Origin of the sequence: Mesoflavibacter zeaxanthinifaciens subsp. sabulilitoris, from assembly GCF_014191595.1 — a bacterium.
In the GTDB taxonomy this organism is placed as follows: domain Bacteria; phylum Bacteroidota; class Bacteroidia; order Flavobacteriales; family Flavobacteriaceae; genus Mesoflavibacter; species Mesoflavibacter zeaxanthinifaciens.
Map to the genome: position 1 here is coordinate 1 of NZ_JACHWV010000005.1, position 20,098 is coordinate 20,098.

Here is a 20,098-nt window from a genome sequence, read left to right on the forward strand (position 1 = left end):
GTGGTTGTTAATGCAAAAGTTCCGCCTGGCGTTACGACATTACTCATTACTGCGCCATCACACGTTGGTGTCGCTGTAAAACTTGAATCGTCATTGGCATTTACTATTAAATTAAATAATGGCATCGCAGTTGCACTATAACACGTCGCATCTCCCGATGCCTCTATTCTTACATATATTGGCTCGTTTGGTCCGCCTACATAAGGACTCGTTAATGCGTTTGTGTCTGAATCTGCTTCTGCAAAACTATTATGATACGTCACTACATAATCTGAAGCTGGCTGAGTACCTAATATAAATGGCGTCTGACTCTCTAAATCAAATGGCTCTACACCATCATTACTCGGATCATCACAAACTACCATATCTGACGCTGGATTGATTGATAAGGAATAAATATCTAAAGTAAAACTATCAGTACCTACACAAGTTTCAGAAGCACTATCTTCTATTCTTACAAATATAGTTTCTGGGTAAGGACCTGAAGTTATATAATTATCGGGCGTCGTAATTGGATTAGTATCGTTTTGAGCATCTGTTAGAGAATTATGATAACTAACATTAACCAAAGAAGCATCTTGAGTACCAATAGCTTCAGCATCATTAACCGTTAAATCAAATGTCTCATCTGAAGAAAACACATCACATTGTATTAAGTCTATTGTATTTTCAACAGTAGGGCTAGGCAAAAATTCAATATAAATAGAATCTGAAGTTTGACAAGAAGCTGAATACACAATATCTACACTATAATTTCCTTCTTGATAAACATCTATAGTTGGTCCTGTTTCTCCCGCTATAGGATTTCCTTCAAAATACCAAGTATGTGTAGCTGTTGTAAGTCCTGTATCTAATGTAATAGGATTTCCTCCACAAATTGCAGTTCCTGCATCAATTGTTACATCATCACCTAAATCTCCTCCTAAGTCAAAAGAACCTGCTCCTAAAAATACAGCAGCATTATATGCACTATCAAACGCGTCTGCAATAACTAATTTAATACGATAATTATTGTTAGGTGTTACGTTTGAAAAAGCCGTCATTGATCTAGTGTAGCCTCTAAAGTCAATAGGGTCATTATTTAGAGGTTCTCCACCTGGGCCATAATAAGAATCAAAATATCCTGGGTTTACAGATGGGCATCCACCATTATAAGTATTATCACGAACTGTAAATACAGATACTACATCTGTTGTACCTGGTACTAATGCAAGATTAGTAGTTACTCCAGTAGTCAAATCTGTTAGTAAGAAAGCGAATGCATCAGTAAAACTACATTGGAAACCACCATATTCTTCTGACGCAAATAAAAAGTCAAAGCTTATTGAATTAGCAATAGGTACGAAATCAAATTGGATAAAACTAGCATCATTTGAATCATTCGCATTTAAAGCAGGAATTGCATTTTCCAAATCGGCATCTCCTGGCCATCCACCACTACTTTGCGTACCGGTTTCTGGTCCTTCTGCTTCCATTGCATCTCCTGAATTTAAAACAATACCAGACTCAAATGGAAACGCACCAGGTATAGCAGAAAAATAACCTATTCCGTTTTCTTGACCATAATTTGATCCTGTACTCCAGTTAATGTTTGATACTGCAGCACAAGGACTATCTATTAACACATCTGTAACTAATTGGTCTACGGTATAAGTTGTTTGATCTACATCTATATATGGACTAAGCACTTCTACTGTAACGGATGTTGAAGCAGAACATCCTGTTGGATTTGTATCTGTAACCGTTAATGTAGCTGTAAAAGTCCCTAAGTTATTATATGTATGACTAACTGATTGTCCTGAAGCTACACCTGCATCTCCAAAATTCCAATTATAAGTAGCACCAGTACCATCATCTTCAAACGTTGCACTTCCATCAAACAACACTGTACCGCCTAAGGGAATTTGAATAACACCAGTTCCATCTGCAACAGGATCTGTTGAATCTATACTAGGCGTTATAGTTTGACAAGATTGTAAGCATGAAATATTTGCTGCCCATCCTAAAGTGTTAGCTCCACTATCTGAAGTAAACTGAATAGTAATACAACCTGTAGCACTAGTTGGTGACGCAGAAACAGTACCTGGGTTATTTGCAGCTCCTCCACCAGAATAACTACCTATTACAGGAGCTGTAATATCGTCTCCATCATAAATAGTCATGACATCTAAACTAACCTGAGTACTAAATAAAGTAAAGTCTAATTGAATAAATTGTTCTGGTCCATCTGGACATATAGTTATAACAAAATCTTCATCATCTGCATAGTTAGATGAAGGTCCTCCAGAATCATAAAAAACACCCGAACATTGGTTAAACGTTCCGTTTTGCATATTAATATCTTGTGCCCATCCTAAGATTACCAAGAAAAAAGAGAATAACGATAGTAAAAATTTCTTCATGCTTACTGTAAAGAATTTGTTAAAAATGTGTTTGAATTTACGACATCGCATAAATTTTGCCTAATAAATCTGATAATTTAACTATTTCATCGATAAAAATCGCTTTTTAACTATTTGAATAGTTTTATCAAATATAAAACAAGTTAGAGCAATAAATTCCTAACTTTGAATTTAAAGTTAAACAATTAAAATTTTATTTATGAAAGAAGAATGGATTGATACAGGTATTAAGTACGCTACTGATTATGGATTAAGAATAATCGCAGCAATTATTATCTGGGTTGTAGGGTCATGGATTATTAAAAAACTTCTAAGCTCTACTAAAAAATTTATGGAAAAAAGAGAGTATGACGAAAGCTTAAAAAAGTTTCTTGTAAATTTTTTAGGTTGGGTTTTAAAAATCTTACTAATCCTAGCTATTCTATCTAAATTAGGTGTAGAAACTACTTCTTTTGCTGCAATTTTAGCAGCTGCTGGTTTAGCTGTAGGTATGGCTTTACAAGGATCTTTAGGTAACTTTGCTGGCGGTGTTTTATTGATGATTTTTAAACCAATTAAAATTGGTGATTTAATTGAAGCACAAGGTGAAATAGGTGTTGTAAAAGAAATCGAAATATTTACCACCAAACTTATAGGTCTTTCTAACAAAGAAATTATCATCCCAAACGGTGCATTATCTAATGGAAACATTGTTAATTACACTACGGAAGGTACAAGACGTGTGGATTTGGTTTTTGGAGTTGGTTATGATTCTGACATTAAAAAAACTAAAGAGGTTTTAATGAAAGTTATTACTGATAACCCGAAGGTACTACAACAACCAGCTCCTACAGTTAACGTTTTAGAACTAGCAGATAGCTCTGTAAATTTTGCTGTAAGACCTTGGTGTAAGACTGAAGATTACTGGGATGTATATTTTGAAACTATGGAAAACACTAAAGAAGCACTAGATGCTGCTGGTATAGAAATACCATATCCACATCAAGTAGAAATACACAAAGAAAACTAATTACTTTTTTGATTTTAAAGCAATAAAATCTTTTAAATAAAAAGGCTCAAAATAAGCAACATCTTGTATGTTGCTTTTTTTATAGGCTTCAAAAGACAATGCACTCATTTCATTTGCAGAAGGTAGTTTTTCTTCTATAAAAAATGCATTTTCACTTTTAATTAAATCCATTGTCTTTTTTACACCGTTTCCTATAAAGTAAACTTTATTATCTTTTAAATATTCTGAAAAAGAATTTTCATCTAAAACTTGAGCTTCAATAGCTCTTACCTCTTGATAATCTGAATTGAAAATTGCTGAATACACTTCTAAGCGTCTCGCATCTAACATTGGTACAATTAAGCCGCTTTCAGCTTCAACTTGATGTGCTAAAGCCTCTAAAGTAGATACAGCAATTAAAGGAACTTCTAACGCAAAGCACAATCCTTTTGCTGCTGATACACCAATACGCAAACCAGTATAAGAACCTGGTCCTTTACTAACCGCAACTGCATCTAATTGTTGCTTTTCGATTTGTGCTTCTTTTAAAACTTCATCTATATAAACATGAAGTTTTTCTGCATGACTATAACCGTTGTCATAGTCTTCTTTTAAAGCTATAGTTTTACCGTCTTTTGCAACAGATACCGAGCAGTTTGTTGTTGCAGTTTCTATGTTTAGGATGTATGCCAAAGTATTACTGAGTTATTGGTTTACCAAGGTAGAAATCTAACACTTTTGTTTTAAAAATAAAATCGTATTTAGCATTAATTAAAGATGATTCTGCATTGACCAATCTTAATCTTGATTGTTCTAAATCAAAAGCATTCATTGCTCCTATGTCATATCGTTCTTGTGAGTTTTGAAATGCTATTTCTTGAGATTGCAAACTAGACTTTGCAGCTTCATAAGCTCTTAAAGCAGCTTTAGCGTCTGTAAAAGCGCGTTGTACATTTGCTTCTACATCTAACTTAGCTTGTTTAAGATTAAGCTGAGCATTTTCTTCTTGAATTTTTGCTTTAGCGACATTGGTTTTATTTTGAAACTGAGAAAATATTGGAACGCTTACATTTAAAGAAAATCTATGTCCTTTTTGGTTATTTAACTGATTGAAAAAAGAATCTTCTGTGTCTATAAGATTTGTAAAAAAGACATTAGATCCAAATGCGTAGTTAAATGAAACTGTTGGTAAATATCCACTCTTAGATATTTCTGTATTTAAAGCAGAGTTTTCAATGTTTTTTTGAGCTACTTTAATTTCGTATCTATTATCAAGAGCATAAGAAACTATAGGACTAGCGTTATTATACATTAACTCTGATGAAGGGTTATCTAACTCTATAACTTCTACTTCAAAACCTTCATAAGGTAATTGTAATAATTGAGATAAAGAAAGTAATGCTAGCTCGTAATTATTTTCTGCAACTGTAACACTTTGTAAGTCGCTACTTAATGTTGCTTCTGCATCATAAACATTGGCTTGTGGTTGCACACCTGCATCTACTAAATCTCTTACTTGATCTAATTGTTTTTTACTAAAACTGTATTGCGCTTTAGCTATTTCAAGATTTTCTATATTAAATAATACATTAAGATAAGCATTAACCACATTTAAAGAAATATCATCTTTAATTCTGTTAAGTTCTAACTTTGATGTTTCTAAATTTAATTGAGATTGTTTGTAAAGATTTGTTAATCTAAATCCATTAAAAACAGTTTGATTTAAACTAATCGATGCGTTAGTTGAGTTATCTGTACGGTCTACAAATTGACCAGGAAATAACTCTCTGTTACCTAATGACAATGTGTGTCCAACAAAACCACTCACGCTTGGTAAAAACTGTCCTTTTGCAGCATCTATATTTTGCTCGTTATTTAATATTGAATTTTCTCCTTGTAAAATGGTTATGTTATTTTCAAGAGCGTAATCTACACACTCTTGTAAACTCCATTTTTTTTGTTGTGCTGAAGCAGATAATCCTACTAACAGCAATCCTGCTAGGGCTAGTTGTTTTATCTTAGTTGTTACCTCCATCATTATTATCTTTTGATGCTTTATTCCACACTTTTATTTTATCTCCTTCGCTTACACCTTCAGTAATTTCGATATTGATACCGTCTGATATACCAGTTTCTACATCTACTTTTTCAAAAGTGCCGTCTTCTTTTTGTTTTTCAACAAATGGCTTTTCTGTTATTCTATCAAACTGAAGTAATGATTCTTTAATTGAAAGAATACTGTCTTTGCTTTCCATTTCTATTTCTGCATTAGCACTATAACCTGCTCTAATTTTTGTAGATTGTTCTACATCTACATCTGCTTTAATAGTAAATTGTACTGCACCATTTTCTTCTATTCCTTTAGGTGCTACAAAGGTTAAAGTTGCAGGGAAGTCTTTTTCGTTTAAAGCTCCTAAAACTACTTTTATCTTTTTGCCTTCTTCTATTTTACCAACTTCAGCTTCGTCTACTTTTCCTTCAAAAATCATTTTACTCATATCTGCAATAGTAGCAATAGTTGTACCTGCATTAAAGTTGTTACTTTGAATGACTTGGTCACCTTCTCGAATTGGGATTTCTAGAATTGTTCCTGCAATTTGTGCAGTAATGTTTGTGTTTGCACTACTTCCGCCAGATAACGATCCGCGTTTTATGATTTGATAATCGTTTAAAGCTTGGTTATAAGTTTCTTTAGCTTGGTTGTAAGACAGCTCGCTATTTTCAAAATCTTGTTTAGAAACTACTCCTTTTTCAAAAAGAGTTTTGTTTCTGTTGTACAGTGTTTCAGCATTATTCATAGATAATTTAGCTGATGCAATACGACTGCTTGCACTTGCTAAATTTTGCTCGTTAGGAACGACTCTAATTTTTGCAATTAAATCTCCTTTTTCTACGATATCTCCTTCTTCTACTAACACTTTATCTACGATTCCTGAGATTTGAGGTTTAAGCTCAATTTCTTCCTCTGGATTTAATTTTCCTGTTGCGACAACTTTAGTGTTAATTGAGGTATAAAATGGCTCTTCCACTTTAAACTCTTCAATAGCTTTAGAATTAGCGTTATTAAAATACTTTAAAACTACAGCTAGCAGTAATACTATTACTATGACGCTAATTAGGATTTTTGCTGTTTTACTCATTGTATTGATTATTAATTTTGATTGTTTAGTTTATTCTTCTCTTAATGCTTCTATTGGTTTTATACTTGTGGCTTTAAATGCTGGTATTAGTCCTATTAATGTTCCTAAAACAACAAGTATAATTAATGCTATAAAAACGACTGCTATAGAGACTGAAGCGTTTACTATAACAGCTTCATCACCTTGTCCAAAAGCTGCATCTAATGCTATTAATATCCAACCTCCAGAAATTATTCCTAATATTCCTGCAAATATGGTTAAGAAAACGGCTTCTACTAAAATTTGTCGTTTTATCTCAAAAGGTGTTGCACCTAATGCGCGTCTTACACCTATTTCTTTAGTACGTTCTTTAACCGTAATTAGCAAAATATTTCCAATTGCAAAAACACCTGCAATTAATGTTGCTATACCTACAAACCAAGTTAAAAACTGCATACCAACTAAAAAGCCTGTTACTTTTTTAAACTCTTTACCTAAGTTAAAACTACCAAAAGCACGATTATCTTCTGGGTGAATTCTATTTAGATTACGCAGTAATAATTTTGCGTCTTGTTCTATTTGAGCGATATCATATTCTGGTTTACCGGTAATCATCATCCAACCAATTCTATCTCCTAAATTATAGATTTGCTGAAATGTTGTAAACGGTATGTGCATATCACTGGTTGGTCCCATATTTACATTTCCGTTTTGGAACATACCAATCACTTTAAAATTCATGTCGTTTATTTGAACGTATTCGCCAATCATTTCAGCATCTTTTTCAAATAATTGTTTATAGACTTCTTCTGAAATCACAACAACTTTTCTATTATTATCTATATCATTTTGATTGATAAATCTACCGTGAATTAGCTTTTTCTTCTGTACTTTATCTAATAAAGGATAATCTCCATTTAAACTAAATGTCCCTGATAAAAAATTTCTAACAACTTGTGCTTGATTTTGATTACGAGGTACAACAAACTCAATCCCTTCTACATTTTCTTCTACTTTTTTAGCGTCAGATAATTGTAATTGTACTTGTCTTCCTTCTTGAAAACCTTTAAAAGGTTTGCTTGTACTTTGTCCCCAAACAAATACACTGTTTGTAGCAAAGTCACCAAATAATCTGTTAAACGAATTTTCTAATCCGCGTGCAGCACCAAGTAAACCGATAAGGAGTAAAATTCCCCACCAAACACCAACCATGGTTAATATGGTACGAAGTTTATTTTTGCTTAAACTTTCGTACACTTCTTGCCAAGTATCTCTTTCGAATAAAAACTTCATATTAATCGTTTCTAAGTGCTACTATTGGTTTTATTTTTGATGCCTTTTTTGCTGGTAAATATCCTGCTATAGATCCTGCAATAATTAACGTAATGGTTGCACTTACAACCAAACTGGTACTTACACCTGGATCTTTAATAAAGTAAGGCTCTAAAATTGGTCCAACAAATTCTAAAACACCAACACCAATTAACAATCCTACATAACCAGCAATTGCTGTAATTAGGATAGATTCTATTAAAATTATTGAAACTATTGATCGTGGTGATGCCCCAAGTGCTTTACGTATACCTATTTCTTTAGTACGTTCTTTAACTATAAATATCATGATATTACTAATACCAACAACACCTGCTATTAGTGTACCAAAACCAATAACTATAATTATAACAGTTAGTCCAAAAGTCATCATACCAACTTGCTTTGTCCCTTCTGCCATATTACGTACTCTAATGGCACGCTGATCTTTTGGAGACACTGTAAAACGTTCCTTTAATTTGTTTTCTAATTGTCTTCCAAAGTTTATAGCTTGATCGTAATCTAATTCTGGATTGTAGCCTAGGTTAATCTGATCTATATAATCGTTATTACCATAAATTTGTTGTGCGGTAGATACAGGCATATAAATCATTCGTTCTTCATTATCGCCACCATCGTCTGTAAAAATTCCTACAACTTTATAAGGTATACCACTTAGGTTTATATATTTACCTAAAGCAGTTGTTTTTAAAAATAAATCTTCTTCTACCAAACGACCAATAACAACAACTTTAGACTTATTATCTATATCTAATTGGTTTATGTAACGTCCATCTCTTATCATTGTTTTTTCTAAAAACTGATGATCAGGATTTACTGCTCTTAAATTGTAACTGTTTTTTTCGTTACGAAATGAGGCGTTGACATTTTTATAAATTCTAGAAGTGATGTATTGAACTTTATTACCGTACTCGTCTTCAATAAAGTTTTGATCTTCATTTTTAAGTTGAATACGTCTACCTGACTGCAATCCTTTATAGGCTTTAGTAGTCATACCTGCATTGATAAAAATAGAATTGGCTGCATCATCTACAAATGCTTCTGCAAACGTATTTTTAAGTCCGTTAGCAATCCCAAAAAGTATAACAAATAATAAAATGGCAAACGCTACCGTAAAACCAGACAACAAACTTCTAGTTCGGTTTTTGTTGATACTTTGAAATATCTCGCGCCAAAGATCTATATCAAACATATTGAGAAGCTCTTACTTGTTCTACAAATGTGTCTTCCATAATCACACCATCTTTAAGACGTACAATACGCTTACACATACTAGCAATATCTTCTTCGTGTGTTACCATAAGAATAGTCTTTCCTTCATCGTTTAAAGACTGGATAAAATCCATTATCTCATGAGATGTTTTGGTGTCTAAAGCTCCTGTTGGCTCATCTGCTAATAATAGTTTTGGGTTAGCTGCTAAAGCACGCGCAATTGCTACACGTTGTTTTTGCCCTCCAGACAGCTCGTTAGGTAAGTGATGTGCCCATTCTTTTAAACCTACTTTTTCAAGGTGAAATAAAGCTTTTTCTAAACGGTCTTTTCTTTTTTGACCTTGATAATATAATGGAAGTGCCACATTTTCTAAAGCGTTTTTGTAACTAATTAGGTTAAACGACTGAAATATAAATCCTAAAAATTTATTACGATATATGGCTGCTTTTTTCTCTGTAAGATTTTTAATTGGTACACCATCTAAAATATATTCTCCTTCATCAGCTTCGTCTAACATACCAATAATGTTAAGCAACGTAGATTTTCCTGAACCAGAAGAACCCATAATGGCTACCATTTCGCCTTCTTCGACTTGTAAATCAATTCCTTTTAAAACATGTAGACTAGAATCCCCAATTGGGTAAGACTTGTGTAGTTTTTTTATGGTGAGCATAATTGATGGTTTTTGATTGATTTAAGTTACTCATTATCAATTAGACTACAAAGGACAAGATTTGTTACAATTTTTTTTTAAATATTTTGTTAAAAGTTGATTTAGAGATTTTAAGCCTCTACTTTTTTCTTTCTAAAATATTTCCAATACACAAAAAAACCTAAACCAAATACTAAGATATAAGGTATAGACATTAAATAAATAATACCGTCGTTAATGCCTTTTGCTGCAGATTGCCCTTCTTCGTTTTCTAAAACAGCACGACACATAGCGCATTGTGCGTTGCTTTTTAGAAAAAAGAAAAGAGAAAAAATAAAAAAGAATAATTTAGTTTTCATAATTATAAGATTCTTCGCTACGCTCTGAATGACAATTTTGCTTATTAAGGTGAAATCATTAAGACTGCGCTCGAACAGACAAATTAAACATAATAGGGTGAAATCATTATATAAATTATAACTCCTGTAACTGCTACATATAGCCACAACGGAAAAGTAATTTTTGCTATTTTTTTATGTCTTTCAAAATTGTTTGTAATGGCTCTAACATATGTAATTAACACAAATGGTATTACTGCAACAGACAATACAATGTGAGTTATTAAAATAAAGTAATAGATATATTTTATAGCACCTTCTCCTCCAAATTTGGTCGAGTCGCTAGTCATATGGTAAGCTACGTACATGACTAAAAATAACACTGAAAGCGTTATGGCAAACTTCATTAAATTTTCGTGTTGTTTGCGTTGTCCTTTTTTAATAGAAATTACAGCATACACTAAAACTATTGCTGTTACTGCATTAATAGCGGCATAAATTGGAGGTAAAAAAGTTAATGGCTCTACATCTATACCAAAATCTTTAAGTTTTATACCAAATAATGCTGCTACAGCTAATGGGATAATTACCGAAAGTGCAACAATCCATTTGTTGTACTTTTTTTCTTCTTGTAGGTTTTCTGTGCTCATGTTTTCTTCTCGATACAATTTTTCGTAGCTCAAAATCACTGGAAGTGATGTTTATTTATTCTTTTAATAATTTGGCAATATCTTCTTTAAGCATTGAGATTTCTTGCGGATTGCCATCTTCGTCTACTTTTTCTTGCTCGCTAATTACACCTTTGTAGAAGATTTTTGGGTTACCAAAGTTGTCTTTTCTAGATCGTAAAAATCCGTTTTTATCTACTAAAGCAAAATCTCCTGAATGTTCAAAATTTTCTACATCTACAAAGATATTAAATCCAATATTTGACAAGTTATAAATATCTTGTTTATCTCCTGTCATTAAATGCCAATTAGGATTTGTTATTCCGTAGTTTTCGGCATATTCTTTTAATTTTTCTGGCGTATCTGTCTCTGGCATTATACTAAATGACGCTACACCAAAGTTATCTTCGTTTTTAAAAGTATTTTGAACTTCGACTAAATTTCTATTCATTCTTGGGCAAATAGTTGGGCATGTTGTAAAGAAAAACTCTACCACATAAACTTTACCTAAGTAATCTTTGTTAGTAATTGTGTTTCCGTTTTGATCAGTAAAGCTAAATTCTGGCACCTTTTTACGTTTACCATTAATAACCAAATACTCTAAAGCTTGATCTTTTTTATCTACTTCTGAAGGATTTTTTAATATACTTCCTGATCTACTTTCATAGGTACGATTTACATCTTTGTTAGTTATTCTGTCTACAATTTTTGGAATAAAAATAATTCCAAACAGTAAAATAATAAACGATATTCCTACGTATGAATAGTTTGCTTTTTTACTCATTTTGCTCTCCTTTTAAATCTTCTGCTCTTCTAACTGTTGAGTTAAATTCGCCTTTACGTTTTTGTCTGTACTCTGTAAAAAGTACTCGCAAATCTTCTGCTGCTAATTTATTTTTTAACTCAGAAACCATTGTTGCATTGTATGAAGTTAAAATATATGGCTTCTCTTCTCTTTTAATTTCTCGTTTTGACCTATCATCAAATCGTCCTCTTTGGTTTAGGTCTTTATCTACTATAAAAACATTACTAATAGCATGATTATAGTCTAAAACTTGACTTGATCTTAAACTATTAAACAGTTTTTTTATGTCTGAATTGTTTAGTGAAACAAAATGCCAATATTCTAAAGGTTCAAATTTAGATAGCTCTTTAGATAATCGTTCTGTTTTATCTTCTGTACCTTCTGCTACAATCATCACAATTTGAAACTTTTTAAACCCTTGAAACTTATCATAAATAAGCTCTTTTAAATTTGAAGTTTCTACAATTTTTGATTCTGGATCTTCTCCTAAAAAACCTAAAACTGTTATGTGATCTTTAAGATTTATGTCTGTTTTTGCTGAAGAAAGATTAGAAAAATCTAAAACATCTTCATGCACTACATCTAATGGATTATAATTATTTGTAGATGGATACAGAAACAAAAGAAAAATAACTGGTAGAAAGAATAGAATACTTAGTATAGCTCCTTTTTTTATATTTTTCTTCGTCATTTTTATGAAATGTATTTAGTTATGCAAAAATAAAAAAAGGTGGCTTTATAAAGCCACCTTTTTTACTATAATTTATGTTAAGTTTCTATATTAGAAATCTCTTTTAATAAAACCATTATCATAAACATCATAAACGTATCCACCTTCTTGTAATAAAATAAATACTAGGTAACAGATTAAGAATACACCTGTCCAAACAACTGCACGTCTTAACCCTGGTGTTTCGTCACGCATGTGCATAAAGTCCCAAGTAATGTAATATGCTTTTACTATTGTTAAAATGATAAAGATCCAGTTTAAACCTTTCATCCCTAATATGTGAGATTCTAAAGCTTCTGGTTTGTAAATACCTAAGACAACTTCTACAGCTGTAACAATAGATAGTAAGATTAATACGCCCCAAATTTTTTGAGTGTTAGACTTAAACTTGATAAGTCCTCTAAATATTTCTAATTTATGTGTATCTGCCATGATAAATCTTTTTCTATTAAATTATACTAAGTAGAAGAATGTAAATACGAATACCCAAACTAAATCTACAAAGTGCCAGTAAAGACCAACTTTTTCAACCATTTCGTAGCTTTTACGTCTTTCGTAAGTTCCTAAAATAACATTAAACCAAATGATAATATTAATTACTACTCCTGATAGTACGTGAAAACCGTGAAAACCTGTAATAAAGAAGAAGAAATCTGCGAATAATGGCGATCCATATTCATTAACTTCTAAGTTTGCACCTTCTACAACACGCTTACCGTTATTTTTGATAGCTGCTAATGACTCTTCACGAGAAAGTACAGTTTTTTCTCTTTCTTCATTTAAAATTTGAGTTCTTACTAAAATATTTGGATTAGCTTCTAAACCAGCAACGACATCTTTGATTTGATAAGGAGGTAATGTACCTTCATCTACAAACCAAAGTCCGTTTTTACGCTCGTGATTAGTTCTTTCTGTAGGAGATACTATAACAAAATCTTTAACTGCTACTCTTTTAAATTCTTGTTCTCCGTTTTCGTTTGTTTTATATTCTCCAAACTGTAAAATGTTTCCTCCTTTTGTTTGAACAGCACCATAATCTCCTTTTATAAATGTTGCCCATTCCCAAGCTTGAGAACCAACGAAGATGATACCACCAATAATTGTTAAGAAAAGATACCAAGTTACTTTATTCTTTTTCATATGGTGACCAGCATCTACCGCTAATACCATTGTTACAGAAGACATGATTAATATAAACGTCATAAACGCCACATAAATCATAGGTAATTCCTGACCGTGTAAGAAAGGTACGTGAGTAAAAACCTCATCTGCTATTGGCCAAGAGTCTATAAATTTGAATCTTGAAAATCCGTAAGCTGCTAGAAACGCAGAAAAAGTAAGGGCATCTGTTACGATAAAAAACCACATCATCATTTTACCATAACTTGCTTTAAGTGGCTCATTTCCACCACTCCAAGTTTTACCTTCTGTATTGGTAGTTGCAACTGTCGTGCTCATAGTGTTAAATTAGTTGTTAAAAAGTGTGACAAAAATAATCAATTTATTGACTTAAAAAAATTGCTTCCGCTAAATTTTAACGCGTCTAAATAAGGTTTTACGCCAATTTTTAGCTTAAGAAAAAATATAAGAAGAAGAATAAATAAAGCCATAATAGGTCTACAAAATGCCAAAATATTTCGGCTAATTCAAAACCTGTATAATTTTCTGAGGTATATTTTCCTCTTAAATGATTTACTATTACTACTAAAATTGGTATTAATCCTGCAAGAACATGAATAATATGTACCACTGCTATAAGATAGATATAGCTTACCGTTACATTACTTGTTGGTCCTGTAAAATTATATCCCATGTCTATAATTTGATTAAATCCTTTAATTTGATTTAAAACAAATAATAGCCCTAAAACAAATGTAACTACTAGCATTACAGTTGTTAATGATTTATTATTTTTTTCTAAAGCTTTTCTAGCTATTATAAAAGTTACACTACTAATTATCATAATTATAATGCTAGTCCAAAAAGGCTGAGGCATTACAAAATCTGATAACCAATCTGGTCTAGAACTACTTACTATAAATGCACTAGTCCAACCTGCAAAAGACATAATTAATGCTCCTATACCAAAGTATAGCATCATTTTTCTTGATCTTCTGTGTTTTTCTTGAATTGTTCCTTCGGTTAAATCCATTGTTTATCTTAAAAATTTGTCTACGACGTAAATAACTTGAATAATTGTTATATAAAGTACACTAGATAACATTAATTGTTTTGCCGCTTTTTCGGTCATTTTCTTATAAAGAAGTATAGCGTAGTATAACATTACTAAACCTAATGCAAAAACAATAATTGCTGCTACTATCGATAATTCTAATTTTCCTGTAAAACCAAAAACTGGAATTATTGAAACTAAAATAGTCCAAATAGTGTATAATATGACTTGAATTGCTGTTCCTTTATCTTGTTTTCCTGTAGGTAACATAAAAAACCCACCACGTTTATAGTCTTCAAATAAAAACCAGCCTATTGCCCAAAAATGAGGGAATTGCCAAAAAAATTGAAGTGCAAACAAAGTTCCTGGTTCTATACCAAAATGATCTGTTGCCGCTACCCAACCTAACATAAATGGAATAGCTCCTGGAATAGCTCCTACAAATACTGATAAAGGTGTTTTTGTTTTTAAAGGTGTGTAAACACTTGTGTAAAGAAATATTGAAATAGCACCAAACATTGCTGTTTGCTGATTAATAGTATAAAGAATAACTATACCTAAAATAGTAAAAACGCAAGCAATTATAAATGCTGTGTTTACAGTCATTCTTCCTGAAGCAACTGGTCTATTTTTTGTGCGATGCATTAAAGCATCTAAATCTTTTTCTATAATTTGATTAAAAGCATTACTTGCTCCAACCATAAAATAACCACCAAGAGCTAATAAAATTAAGACTTTTACACTTATTGTATCTGCACCAAGTAAATAACCTGCAATAGATGAAAAAACTACGCTTAGAGACAAACGCATTTTTGTAATTTCTTTAAAATCTGAAATTGCTGTATGTTTTACGACCGTAGTTGTTGTACTCAAAATTTTAGCTTAGTTTTTTGCTTGCGCAAAGATACTGCTAATTGATTATTTAGCATAAAAAAACCTCAAGGTTTTTAACTTGAGGTTTTAATATGATACTTTTAAATGTTTTTAGTAATCAAAATACCAATTAAATAAGTCTGTTCTTAAACCAAAGTTAAACCAAACAGTACTGTTATTATAAACGTTTAATGTTTCTCCTTCTGGATTAAAATTTCTGTAGTTTACATTAACAAATGCTTTTAAATTAGAGGCTGGATTAACTAAATATCCTAATTGAGCACTTGCATTTATAGATGTTGTTTTTATACCTTGACCTATTTCTACACCTGTATCAAATGGTCTGTCATTATAATCTCTATAAATATCGCCACCATAGCTAAAGTTATCTGTTTGGTTATTGTAATCAAAACCTCTAACACCAGTAATAACCTTAACTTCTCCAAACCAACGTTGTTTTTGGTAACGTCCAATTAAAACTAACTCTCTAAAATTTGCGCCCCAAAGATGAGCCATAGGTTGATTGTTATGTGCGTAATTTAGAACAATTGTATTATGAGAATATGTATACGGTCTTACTTGGTTATATTCTGCTTGAAGCATTAAGTTTTTTACTTTAAAAGCGTTATAATATTTAGCGCCTAATTGAAACCCAAACTTATTTTTCCAGCTTTTTTCTCCTGCTTTCACATCATTTAAAGAAAATTCGTCTAAAATAAATTGTCCATAAACATTTACATTATCATTAAATTTATACTTTCCTGAAGCTCCTAAAATAGCATTACCTGCACCTTGACCAGTTTCAAATTCTATCGCTCTAAAGAAAATTACTGGGTTTAAATAGTTAACATCAAAGCCTCTATCGTTAGTATTTTCCCAAATAACAGATTCAAATAATCCTATGTTTAATTTTTTTGAGACATTCCAGCTTAAGTAATGATTTGCTATATATTTTGTTCTAAATGCATCATCTACTACCGCTTCTGGTCTTACATCTTTTAACCAGGTCCAAGTGTTGGTGTACTTAATTTTCCAAAATTTAGTATTCAACTTTAAAAAAGGATAAGGACTTGCTACATCACTTTGTAGTAAACTACGGTAACCGTCGCCAATAAATTGTTTGCCATGCCCAAACTGAACATTAATAAATTTTGCAGGTGAATATGACAAATATCCTTCTGCTACAGGATAATCATAAGCATCATCTTTAAATCGTTTTGCAATACCACGACCAGGTATTATGGCAGGATCAGGACCAAACGCCTTTAAACTTTCTGCATATTGATTAACGTATTGTGCAAACCGACCTTGATTTTCGTAAACCGTTGCAGAAAAGCTAAACTTATTACCTAATCCACCTTGTATATAAACTCCACGTGTATTGTTATACGTGTAATCAAAATCTGCATCAGTATCTTTACCTAATTGTAAATCAAAAACAGGATCTACAGTAAACCAATACTCTTTACCTTGTAATTGCACTAAATGCTCATTCCATAACTTTTGTCCTGCCCAAGTCCGTCTATCTTGTTTTAAAGCTTCATTTTCTGCTTCAAAATCGTAATAATTTTTAACATCTTCGTACATAAATGGTTTTGATGCTGTGTGACTATTGGTACCTACTAAATTCATCGAACGGTCAAAACGAAAATAGTTTTCATGACTAAATGGGATATATATTTGACTGTTATATTCTTTATTTTGATATTTTGTTACTGCTTTTTGTACGCTATCAAATTCGGCTTTCGCCTTTTTTTCTAAAGCTGTTAATTGCTCAATTTCATTAGTTTTAGATTGATTATTATTGTTATTAACACTAAAATCTTCAATATCTGAAGGTTTATTAGCTTCGTTTAATGGCAAATAAATAGACATAGAATATTGTCTAAACGTTGGATTACCGTTGTAAGTTGCTGGTTCTATTTGAGGAAACTGATTAAAAACACGTTGCGTTTCTTTCTTTAAAGATTTATGTTTTGCTTCTACAAAAACTGTTTTAAAAGTTCCTTTTTCTGTGACTTCAAAAACTACAACTATTTCACCTTTATAATTAGAATCAATATCTTCCGGAGTTTGAAAATTTTTAAATATAAAATTAAAAACCTCTTGATTAAAGCAATTAAGTTGAGAACTATCTTCTTGATTTTTACAATTTTTAAAAACTGGTGGTTTACTTATAAAAGTATTGTTTTGTCCGTAGGTTGAACACGTTACTAAAGTGAATAGGGTTAAAATGAATGACTTCATTTATTTTGGGTTTAAATTTTGCTGAAAGATAATGCTTTTTTTAAAACAGCTTTAAACGAAAAAAGTCGCTATCTATTACGATAACGACTTTTAAAAAATGATAGTATCTGTTTAATATCTTACTTGAAATATTATAGGTAAGGTATATAAAACCGAAACTTCTTTTCCACCTTGTTTACCAGGTTTCATTTGTGGTATTTTACTAACCACACGTTTAGCTTCTTCTTCTAAATCTTGATGTGGTGCACGTGTCTTTAAAATTTGAACATTACCAGCTTTATCAACTCTAAAATTCACATAGATTTTTTGAATACCTTCGTTTAAACCTAACTCGCTACCAAGACCAGTATCAAACTTTTTTCTAACTAATTTGGAGAGCTTATCTGATAGACATTTTTTTCGCCCATTATTAGTGGTTTCACTTTCACAACCTGGGTAAATTGGTACTTGTTCAACCAAATTTACATTAAAAATTTTTTCAATTTCTTCTTCTGGTTCATCAACATTTAAATCGTCAGGGTTTAAATCAATTGGTTTAGTCTTTACATTTGTTTCTGTAACAATATTCTTTGTGATTTTTTCATCAGGAGTATCATCAGGCACTTCTTTTAAATCAATCAATTCCTTTGGTTGCTCTTTTGGTTGCGGTTCTTCAGTTTTAACTGCATCTTCAACAACATACTTTTTTTGATCTAAAGTGTATTCTTCAAATTCTGGCACTACAGAATTTTCGACAATAGCTAAATCTGTTGATTCGAAACGCATTTCTAAAGCGCCATAAACAGCCAATAAGCAAAGAATTAAACCCACTTGAAAATACAACGTTGAGTTTTTTTGTAAATTTGCATCATGTTTTTGTGAATGCTGCACACTTTTCTCATTTTGGCGAGTGAGATTGTGCTCTTTTTTAAGATTTTTCATAATTAATAAAGTTTAAATGTTAATATTATGAAAATGTTACAATAAACATACCAAAAACAAAAATCCCGTTACAATTGTAACGGGATTTTTAATATATGATAGTTTTTTAACTATTCTACTCTAAATGTAATTGGTAAAGAGTAAGGTACATTTACTGGCTTACCTCTTTGCTTACCAGGTTTCATTTTAGGTAACTTTTGGATTACTCTTGCAGCCTCTTGTTCTAATCTTGGATGCGGAGCTCTCGATCTAATTCCTACGATATTACCTTGTGTATCTACTTTAAATGATACAAAGATTCTTTTAATACCTGAATCTAAACCTAAATCTTGAGCTAAGTCTGTATTGAAGTTACGTTGTACAAACTTATTGATTTTATCAGACATACATTTTTTCTTAGTATCGTTGTTACCTTTTTCACAACCTGGAAATACTGGTACGTTTTCAATGATAGAAAATGGTACATCTTCTATTACCTCTTCTACTTCTTCTACCTCTACTTCTTCAACCTCTACGATTACTTCTTCTTGAGTTGTTTCTGTAGACTCGATTACTGTTTCTTCCACTTCTTCTTCATCTTCCACAACTTCAATAACTTCTGGAGCTGCTGGTGGTGGCGGTGGTGGTGGCGGTGTATTTTGTATTTCAGTAATTGGAATTTCTTCTTCTATTTCTTCACCAAGATCTAATTGACCAATGTCAATTGCTTCTTTGTCATATGTTTTATGATTAATCGCTGTGTACGAAATAAACATCATAAGTGCTAAACCTACTGCTAGATATAGACTACTGTTACGACCTACATTTGCTTCTGGATTTTTCTTTGGTTCCATGTTTGTGATTTTTACTGAATGCTAAAATAACTATTTATTTACTAAAAAAACAAGGTATTAGTTGTTTTTAACTTTCATTTTTAACGCTAATTTAATAATCAATACAGCTAAAAGAGCTCCTATTATATTGGCTACTACATCTTTAATATCTGCTTCTCTGTGCTGTGTTAATGTGTGTTGTAATATTTCAATAATTATGCCAAAAACTATGGCTAATCCAACTGCTTTACTTAAAGCTTTTTTTAAAAAATAACTTTGTTTTAGTGTTAGATACCAAATCATGGTAAAAAACATATAAGCAACTGCATGAAATACTTTATCACTATTACTTGGCATATTACTTGGTCCTACTTGTGGCAATAAACTTAATATTGTAAGCACAATTGAGTAACCTATGCTAAGTAATACTAATAATTTACGCACCAATTATGGCTTTATAATCTTCTGCAGAAAGTAAGTTATCTAATGATGATACATCAGATACTTTTACTTTAATCATCCAACCATCTCCGTAAGGATCTGTGTTTACTTTTTCTGGTTCGTCTTCTAAAGAATCATTAAAAGCAACAATCTCTCCTGCTACAGGTAAGAATAAGTCTGATACTGTTTTTACTGCTTCTACTGTTCCAAAAACTTCTTCTGCATCTAAAGTTTCGTCTAAAGTTTCAACCTCAACGTAAACTATATCTCCTAACTCACTTTGAGCAAAATCTGTAATACCAACTGTTATTTGGTCGCCTTCAATTTTAACCCATTCGTGGTCTTTAGTATATTTTAAATCTGCTGGAATATTCATCTTTTATT

The 20,098-nt window shown here is 31.6% G+C and carries 21 protein-coding genes; 1 reads left to right on the top strand and 20 read right to left on the bottom strand.

Features of this window, described 5'->3' with window-relative positions:
* Nucleotides 1-2,402, bottom strand: a 2,402-nt coding sequence (locus FHS04_RS08260) for a choice-of-anchor L domain-containing protein (protein ID WP_183408371.1), incomplete at its 3' end; no start/stop codon positions are given.
* Nucleotides 2,403-2,601: 199 nt separating this feature from the next.
* Here FHS04_RS08260 and FHS04_RS08265 point away from each other — a divergent pair.
* Complete coding sequence (locus FHS04_RS08265) at nucleotides 2,602-3,411, top strand: mechanosensitive ion channel family protein (RefSeq protein ID WP_106677499.1); 810 nt, start codon at nucleotides 2,602-2,604, stop codon at nucleotides 3,409-3,411.
* Here FHS04_RS08265 and tsaB read toward each other — a convergent pair whose 3' ends face one another.
* The 19 genes from tsaB to gcvH form a co-directional block, all read right to left on the bottom strand.
* Nucleotides 3,412-4,083, bottom strand: a complete 672-nt coding sequence (gene tsaB, locus FHS04_RS08270; protein ID WP_106677497.1) for a tRNA (adenosine(37)-N6)-threonylcarbamoyltransferase complex dimerization subunit type 1 TsaB — start codon at nucleotides 4,081-4,083, stop codon at nucleotides 3,412-3,414.
* Nucleotides 4,084-4,087: 4 nt separating this feature from the next.
* Nucleotides 4,088-5,425, bottom strand: a complete 1,338-nt coding sequence (locus tag FHS04_RS08275; RefSeq protein ID WP_181256109.1) for a TolC family protein — start codon at nucleotides 5,423-5,425, stop codon at nucleotides 4,088-4,090.
* Nucleotides 5,409-6,530: an efflux RND transporter periplasmic adaptor subunit gene (locus FHS04_RS08280; protein ID WP_106677493.1), complete on the bottom strand. Its 1,122-nt coding sequence runs from the start codon at nucleotides 6,528-6,530 to the stop codon at nucleotides 5,409-5,411. The genes FHS04_RS08275 and FHS04_RS08280 overlap by 17 nt, the downstream gene beginning before the upstream one ends.
* Before the next feature lie 30 nt (nucleotides 6,531-6,560).
* On the bottom strand, nucleotides 6,561-7,802 hold the full coding sequence (locus FHS04_RS08285) for an ABC transporter permease (protein ID WP_027879428.1): 1,242 nt from the start codon (nucleotides 7,800-7,802) through the stop codon (nucleotides 6,561-6,563).
* A gap of 1 nt (nucleotide 7,803) precedes the next feature.
* Nucleotides 7,804-9,033 carry an ABC transporter permease gene (locus FHS04_RS08290; protein WP_027879429.1) on the bottom strand — a complete coding sequence of 410 codons (1,230 nt, stop codon included), beginning with the start codon at nucleotides 9,031-9,033 and terminating at the stop codon, nucleotides 7,804-7,806.
* Nucleotides 9,026-9,727, bottom strand: a complete 702-nt coding sequence (locus FHS04_RS08295) for an ABC transporter ATP-binding protein (RefSeq protein ID WP_027879430.1) — start codon at nucleotides 9,725-9,727, stop codon at nucleotides 9,026-9,028. The genes FHS04_RS08290 and FHS04_RS08295 overlap by 8 nt, the downstream gene beginning before the upstream one ends.
* Nucleotides 9,728-9,837: 110 nt before the next feature.
* Nucleotides 9,838-10,065 (bottom strand): hypothetical protein, encoded by a 228-nt coding sequence (locus FHS04_RS08300; protein WP_106677490.1) that lies wholly within the window; start codon nucleotides 10,063-10,065, stop codon nucleotides 9,838-9,840.
* A gap of 83 nt (nucleotides 10,066-10,148) precedes the next feature.
* A complete protein-coding gene (locus FHS04_RS08305; RefSeq protein ID WP_106677488.1) occupies nucleotides 10,149-10,694 on the bottom strand; it encodes a DUF420 domain-containing protein in 546 nt (181 codons plus the stop codon).
* A 55-nt stretch (nucleotides 10,695-10,749) separates the two neighbouring features.
* Nucleotides 10,750-11,496, bottom strand: coding sequence for an SCO family protein (locus FHS04_RS08310; RefSeq protein WP_106677486.1), 747 nt, complete (start codon nucleotides 11,494-11,496; stop codon nucleotides 10,750-10,752).
* Complete coding sequence (locus FHS04_RS08315) at nucleotides 11,489-12,208, bottom strand: hypothetical protein (RefSeq protein ID WP_106677484.1); 720 nt, start codon at nucleotides 12,206-12,208, stop codon at nucleotides 11,489-11,491. Before FHS04_RS08315 ends, FHS04_RS08310 begins: the two co-directional genes overlap by 8 nt.
* 90 nt (nucleotides 12,209-12,298) lie before the next feature.
* On the bottom strand, nucleotides 12,299-12,679 hold the full coding sequence (locus FHS04_RS08320) for a cytochrome C oxidase subunit IV family protein (protein ID WP_027879435.1): 381 nt from the start codon (nucleotides 12,677-12,679) through the stop codon (nucleotides 12,299-12,301).
* A gap of 21 nt (nucleotides 12,680-12,700) precedes the next feature.
* Nucleotides 12,701-13,705 (bottom strand): cytochrome c oxidase subunit 3, encoded by a 1,005-nt coding sequence (locus FHS04_RS08325; RefSeq protein WP_106677482.1) that lies wholly within the window; start codon nucleotides 13,703-13,705, stop codon nucleotides 12,701-12,703.
* Nucleotides 13,706-13,814: 109 nt separating this feature from the next.
* Nucleotides 13,815-14,399 (bottom strand): cytochrome c oxidase subunit 3, encoded by a 585-nt coding sequence (locus FHS04_RS08330; protein ID WP_027879437.1) that lies wholly within the window; start codon nucleotides 14,397-14,399, stop codon nucleotides 13,815-13,817.
* 3 nt (nucleotides 14,400-14,402) lie between these two features.
* Entirely contained in the window at nucleotides 14,403-15,296 is an 894-nt protein-coding gene (gene cyoE / locus FHS04_RS08335; protein WP_027879438.1) for a heme o synthase, read from the bottom strand.
* A 108-nt stretch (nucleotides 15,297-15,404) separates the two neighbouring features.
* Nucleotides 15,405-17,540, bottom strand: a complete 2,136-nt coding sequence (locus FHS04_RS08340) for a gliding motility protein RemB (protein WP_106677480.1) — start codon at nucleotides 17,538-17,540, stop codon at nucleotides 15,405-15,407.
* Nucleotides 17,541-17,651: 111 nt separating this feature from the next.
* Entirely contained in the window at nucleotides 17,652-18,461 is an 810-nt protein-coding gene (locus FHS04_RS08345) for an energy transducer TonB (protein WP_106677478.1), read from the bottom strand.
* Nucleotides 18,462-18,571: 110 nt separating this feature from the next.
* Nucleotides 18,572-19,294, bottom strand: coding sequence for an energy transducer TonB (locus FHS04_RS08350; protein WP_106677476.1), 723 nt, complete (start codon nucleotides 19,292-19,294; stop codon nucleotides 18,572-18,574).
* A 57-nt stretch (nucleotides 19,295-19,351) separates the two neighbouring features.
* Nucleotides 19,352-19,717 carry a VanZ family protein gene (locus FHS04_RS08355; protein ID WP_146131293.1) on the bottom strand — a complete coding sequence of 122 codons (366 nt, stop codon included), beginning with the start codon at nucleotides 19,715-19,717 and terminating at the stop codon, nucleotides 19,352-19,354.
* Entirely contained in the window at nucleotides 19,710-20,090 is a 381-nt protein-coding gene (gene gcvH, locus FHS04_RS08360; RefSeq protein ID WP_106677472.1) for a glycine cleavage system protein GcvH, read from the bottom strand. Before gcvH ends, FHS04_RS08355 begins: the two co-directional genes overlap by 8 nt.
* Nucleotides 20,091-20,098: the final 8 nt, after the last annotated feature.

Bases quoted from the DNA above. Each gene is read 5' to 3' on its own strand.
- FHS04_RS08285 (WP_027879428.1), bottom strand. From the start codon at position 7,802: ATGAAGTTTTTATTCGAAAGAGATACTTGGCAAGAAGTGTACGAAAGT.
- FHS04_RS08325 (WP_106677482.1), bottom strand. From the start codon at position 13,705: ATGAGCACGACAGTTGCAACTACCAATACAGAAGGTAAAACTTGGAGT.
- FHS04_RS08345 (WP_106677478.1), bottom strand. From the start codon at position 18,461: ATGAAAAATCTTAAAAAAGAGCACAATCTCACTCGCCAAAATGAGAAA.
- gcvH (WP_106677472.1), bottom strand. From the start codon at position 20,090: ATGAATATTCCAGCAGATTTAAAATATACTAAAGACCACGAATGGGTT.
- FHS04_RS08300 (WP_106677490.1), bottom strand. From the start codon at position 10,065: ATGAAAACTAAATTATTCTTTTTTATTTTTTCTCTTTTCTTTTTTCTA.
- FHS04_RS08340 (WP_106677480.1), bottom strand. From the start codon at position 17,540: ATGAAGTCATTCATTTTAACCCTATTCACTTTAGTAACGTGTTCAACC.
- FHS04_RS08330 (WP_027879437.1), bottom strand. From the start codon at position 14,399: ATGGATTTAACCGAAGGAACAATTCAAGAAAAACACAGAAGATCAAGA.
- FHS04_RS08315 (WP_106677484.1), bottom strand. From the start codon at position 12,208: ATGACGAAGAAAAATATAAAAAAAGGAGCTATACTAAGTATTCTATTC.
- FHS04_RS08310 (WP_106677486.1), bottom strand. From the start codon at position 11,496: ATGAGTAAAAAAGCAAACTATTCATACGTAGGAATATCGTTTATTATT.
- FHS04_RS08350 (WP_106677476.1), bottom strand. From the start codon at position 19,294: ATGGAACCAAAGAAAAATCCAGAAGCAAATGTAGGTCGTAACAGTAGT.
- FHS04_RS08280 (WP_106677493.1), bottom strand. From the start codon at position 6,530: ATGAGTAAAACAGCAAAAATCCTAATTAGCGTCATAGTAATAGTATTA.
- FHS04_RS08295 (WP_027879430.1), bottom strand. From the start codon at position 9,727: ATGCTCACCATAAAAAAACTACACAAGTCTTACCCAATTGGGGATTCT.
- FHS04_RS08290 (WP_027879429.1), bottom strand. From the start codon at position 9,033: ATGTTTGATATAGATCTTTGGCGCGAGATATTTCAAAGTATCAACAAA.
- FHS04_RS08305 (WP_106677488.1), bottom strand. From the start codon at position 10,694: ATGAGCACAGAAAACCTACAAGAAGAAAAAAAGTACAACAAATGGATT.
- FHS04_RS08320 (WP_027879435.1), bottom strand. From the start codon at position 12,679: ATGGCAGATACACATAAATTAGAAATATTTAGAGGACTTATCAAGTTT.
- FHS04_RS08265 (WP_106677499.1), top strand. From the start codon at position 2,602: ATGAAAGAAGAATGGATTGATACAGGTATTAAGTACGCTACTGATTAT.
- FHS04_RS08275 (WP_181256109.1), bottom strand. From the start codon at position 5,425: ATGGAGGTAACAACTAAGATAAAACAACTAGCCCTAGCAGGATTGCTG.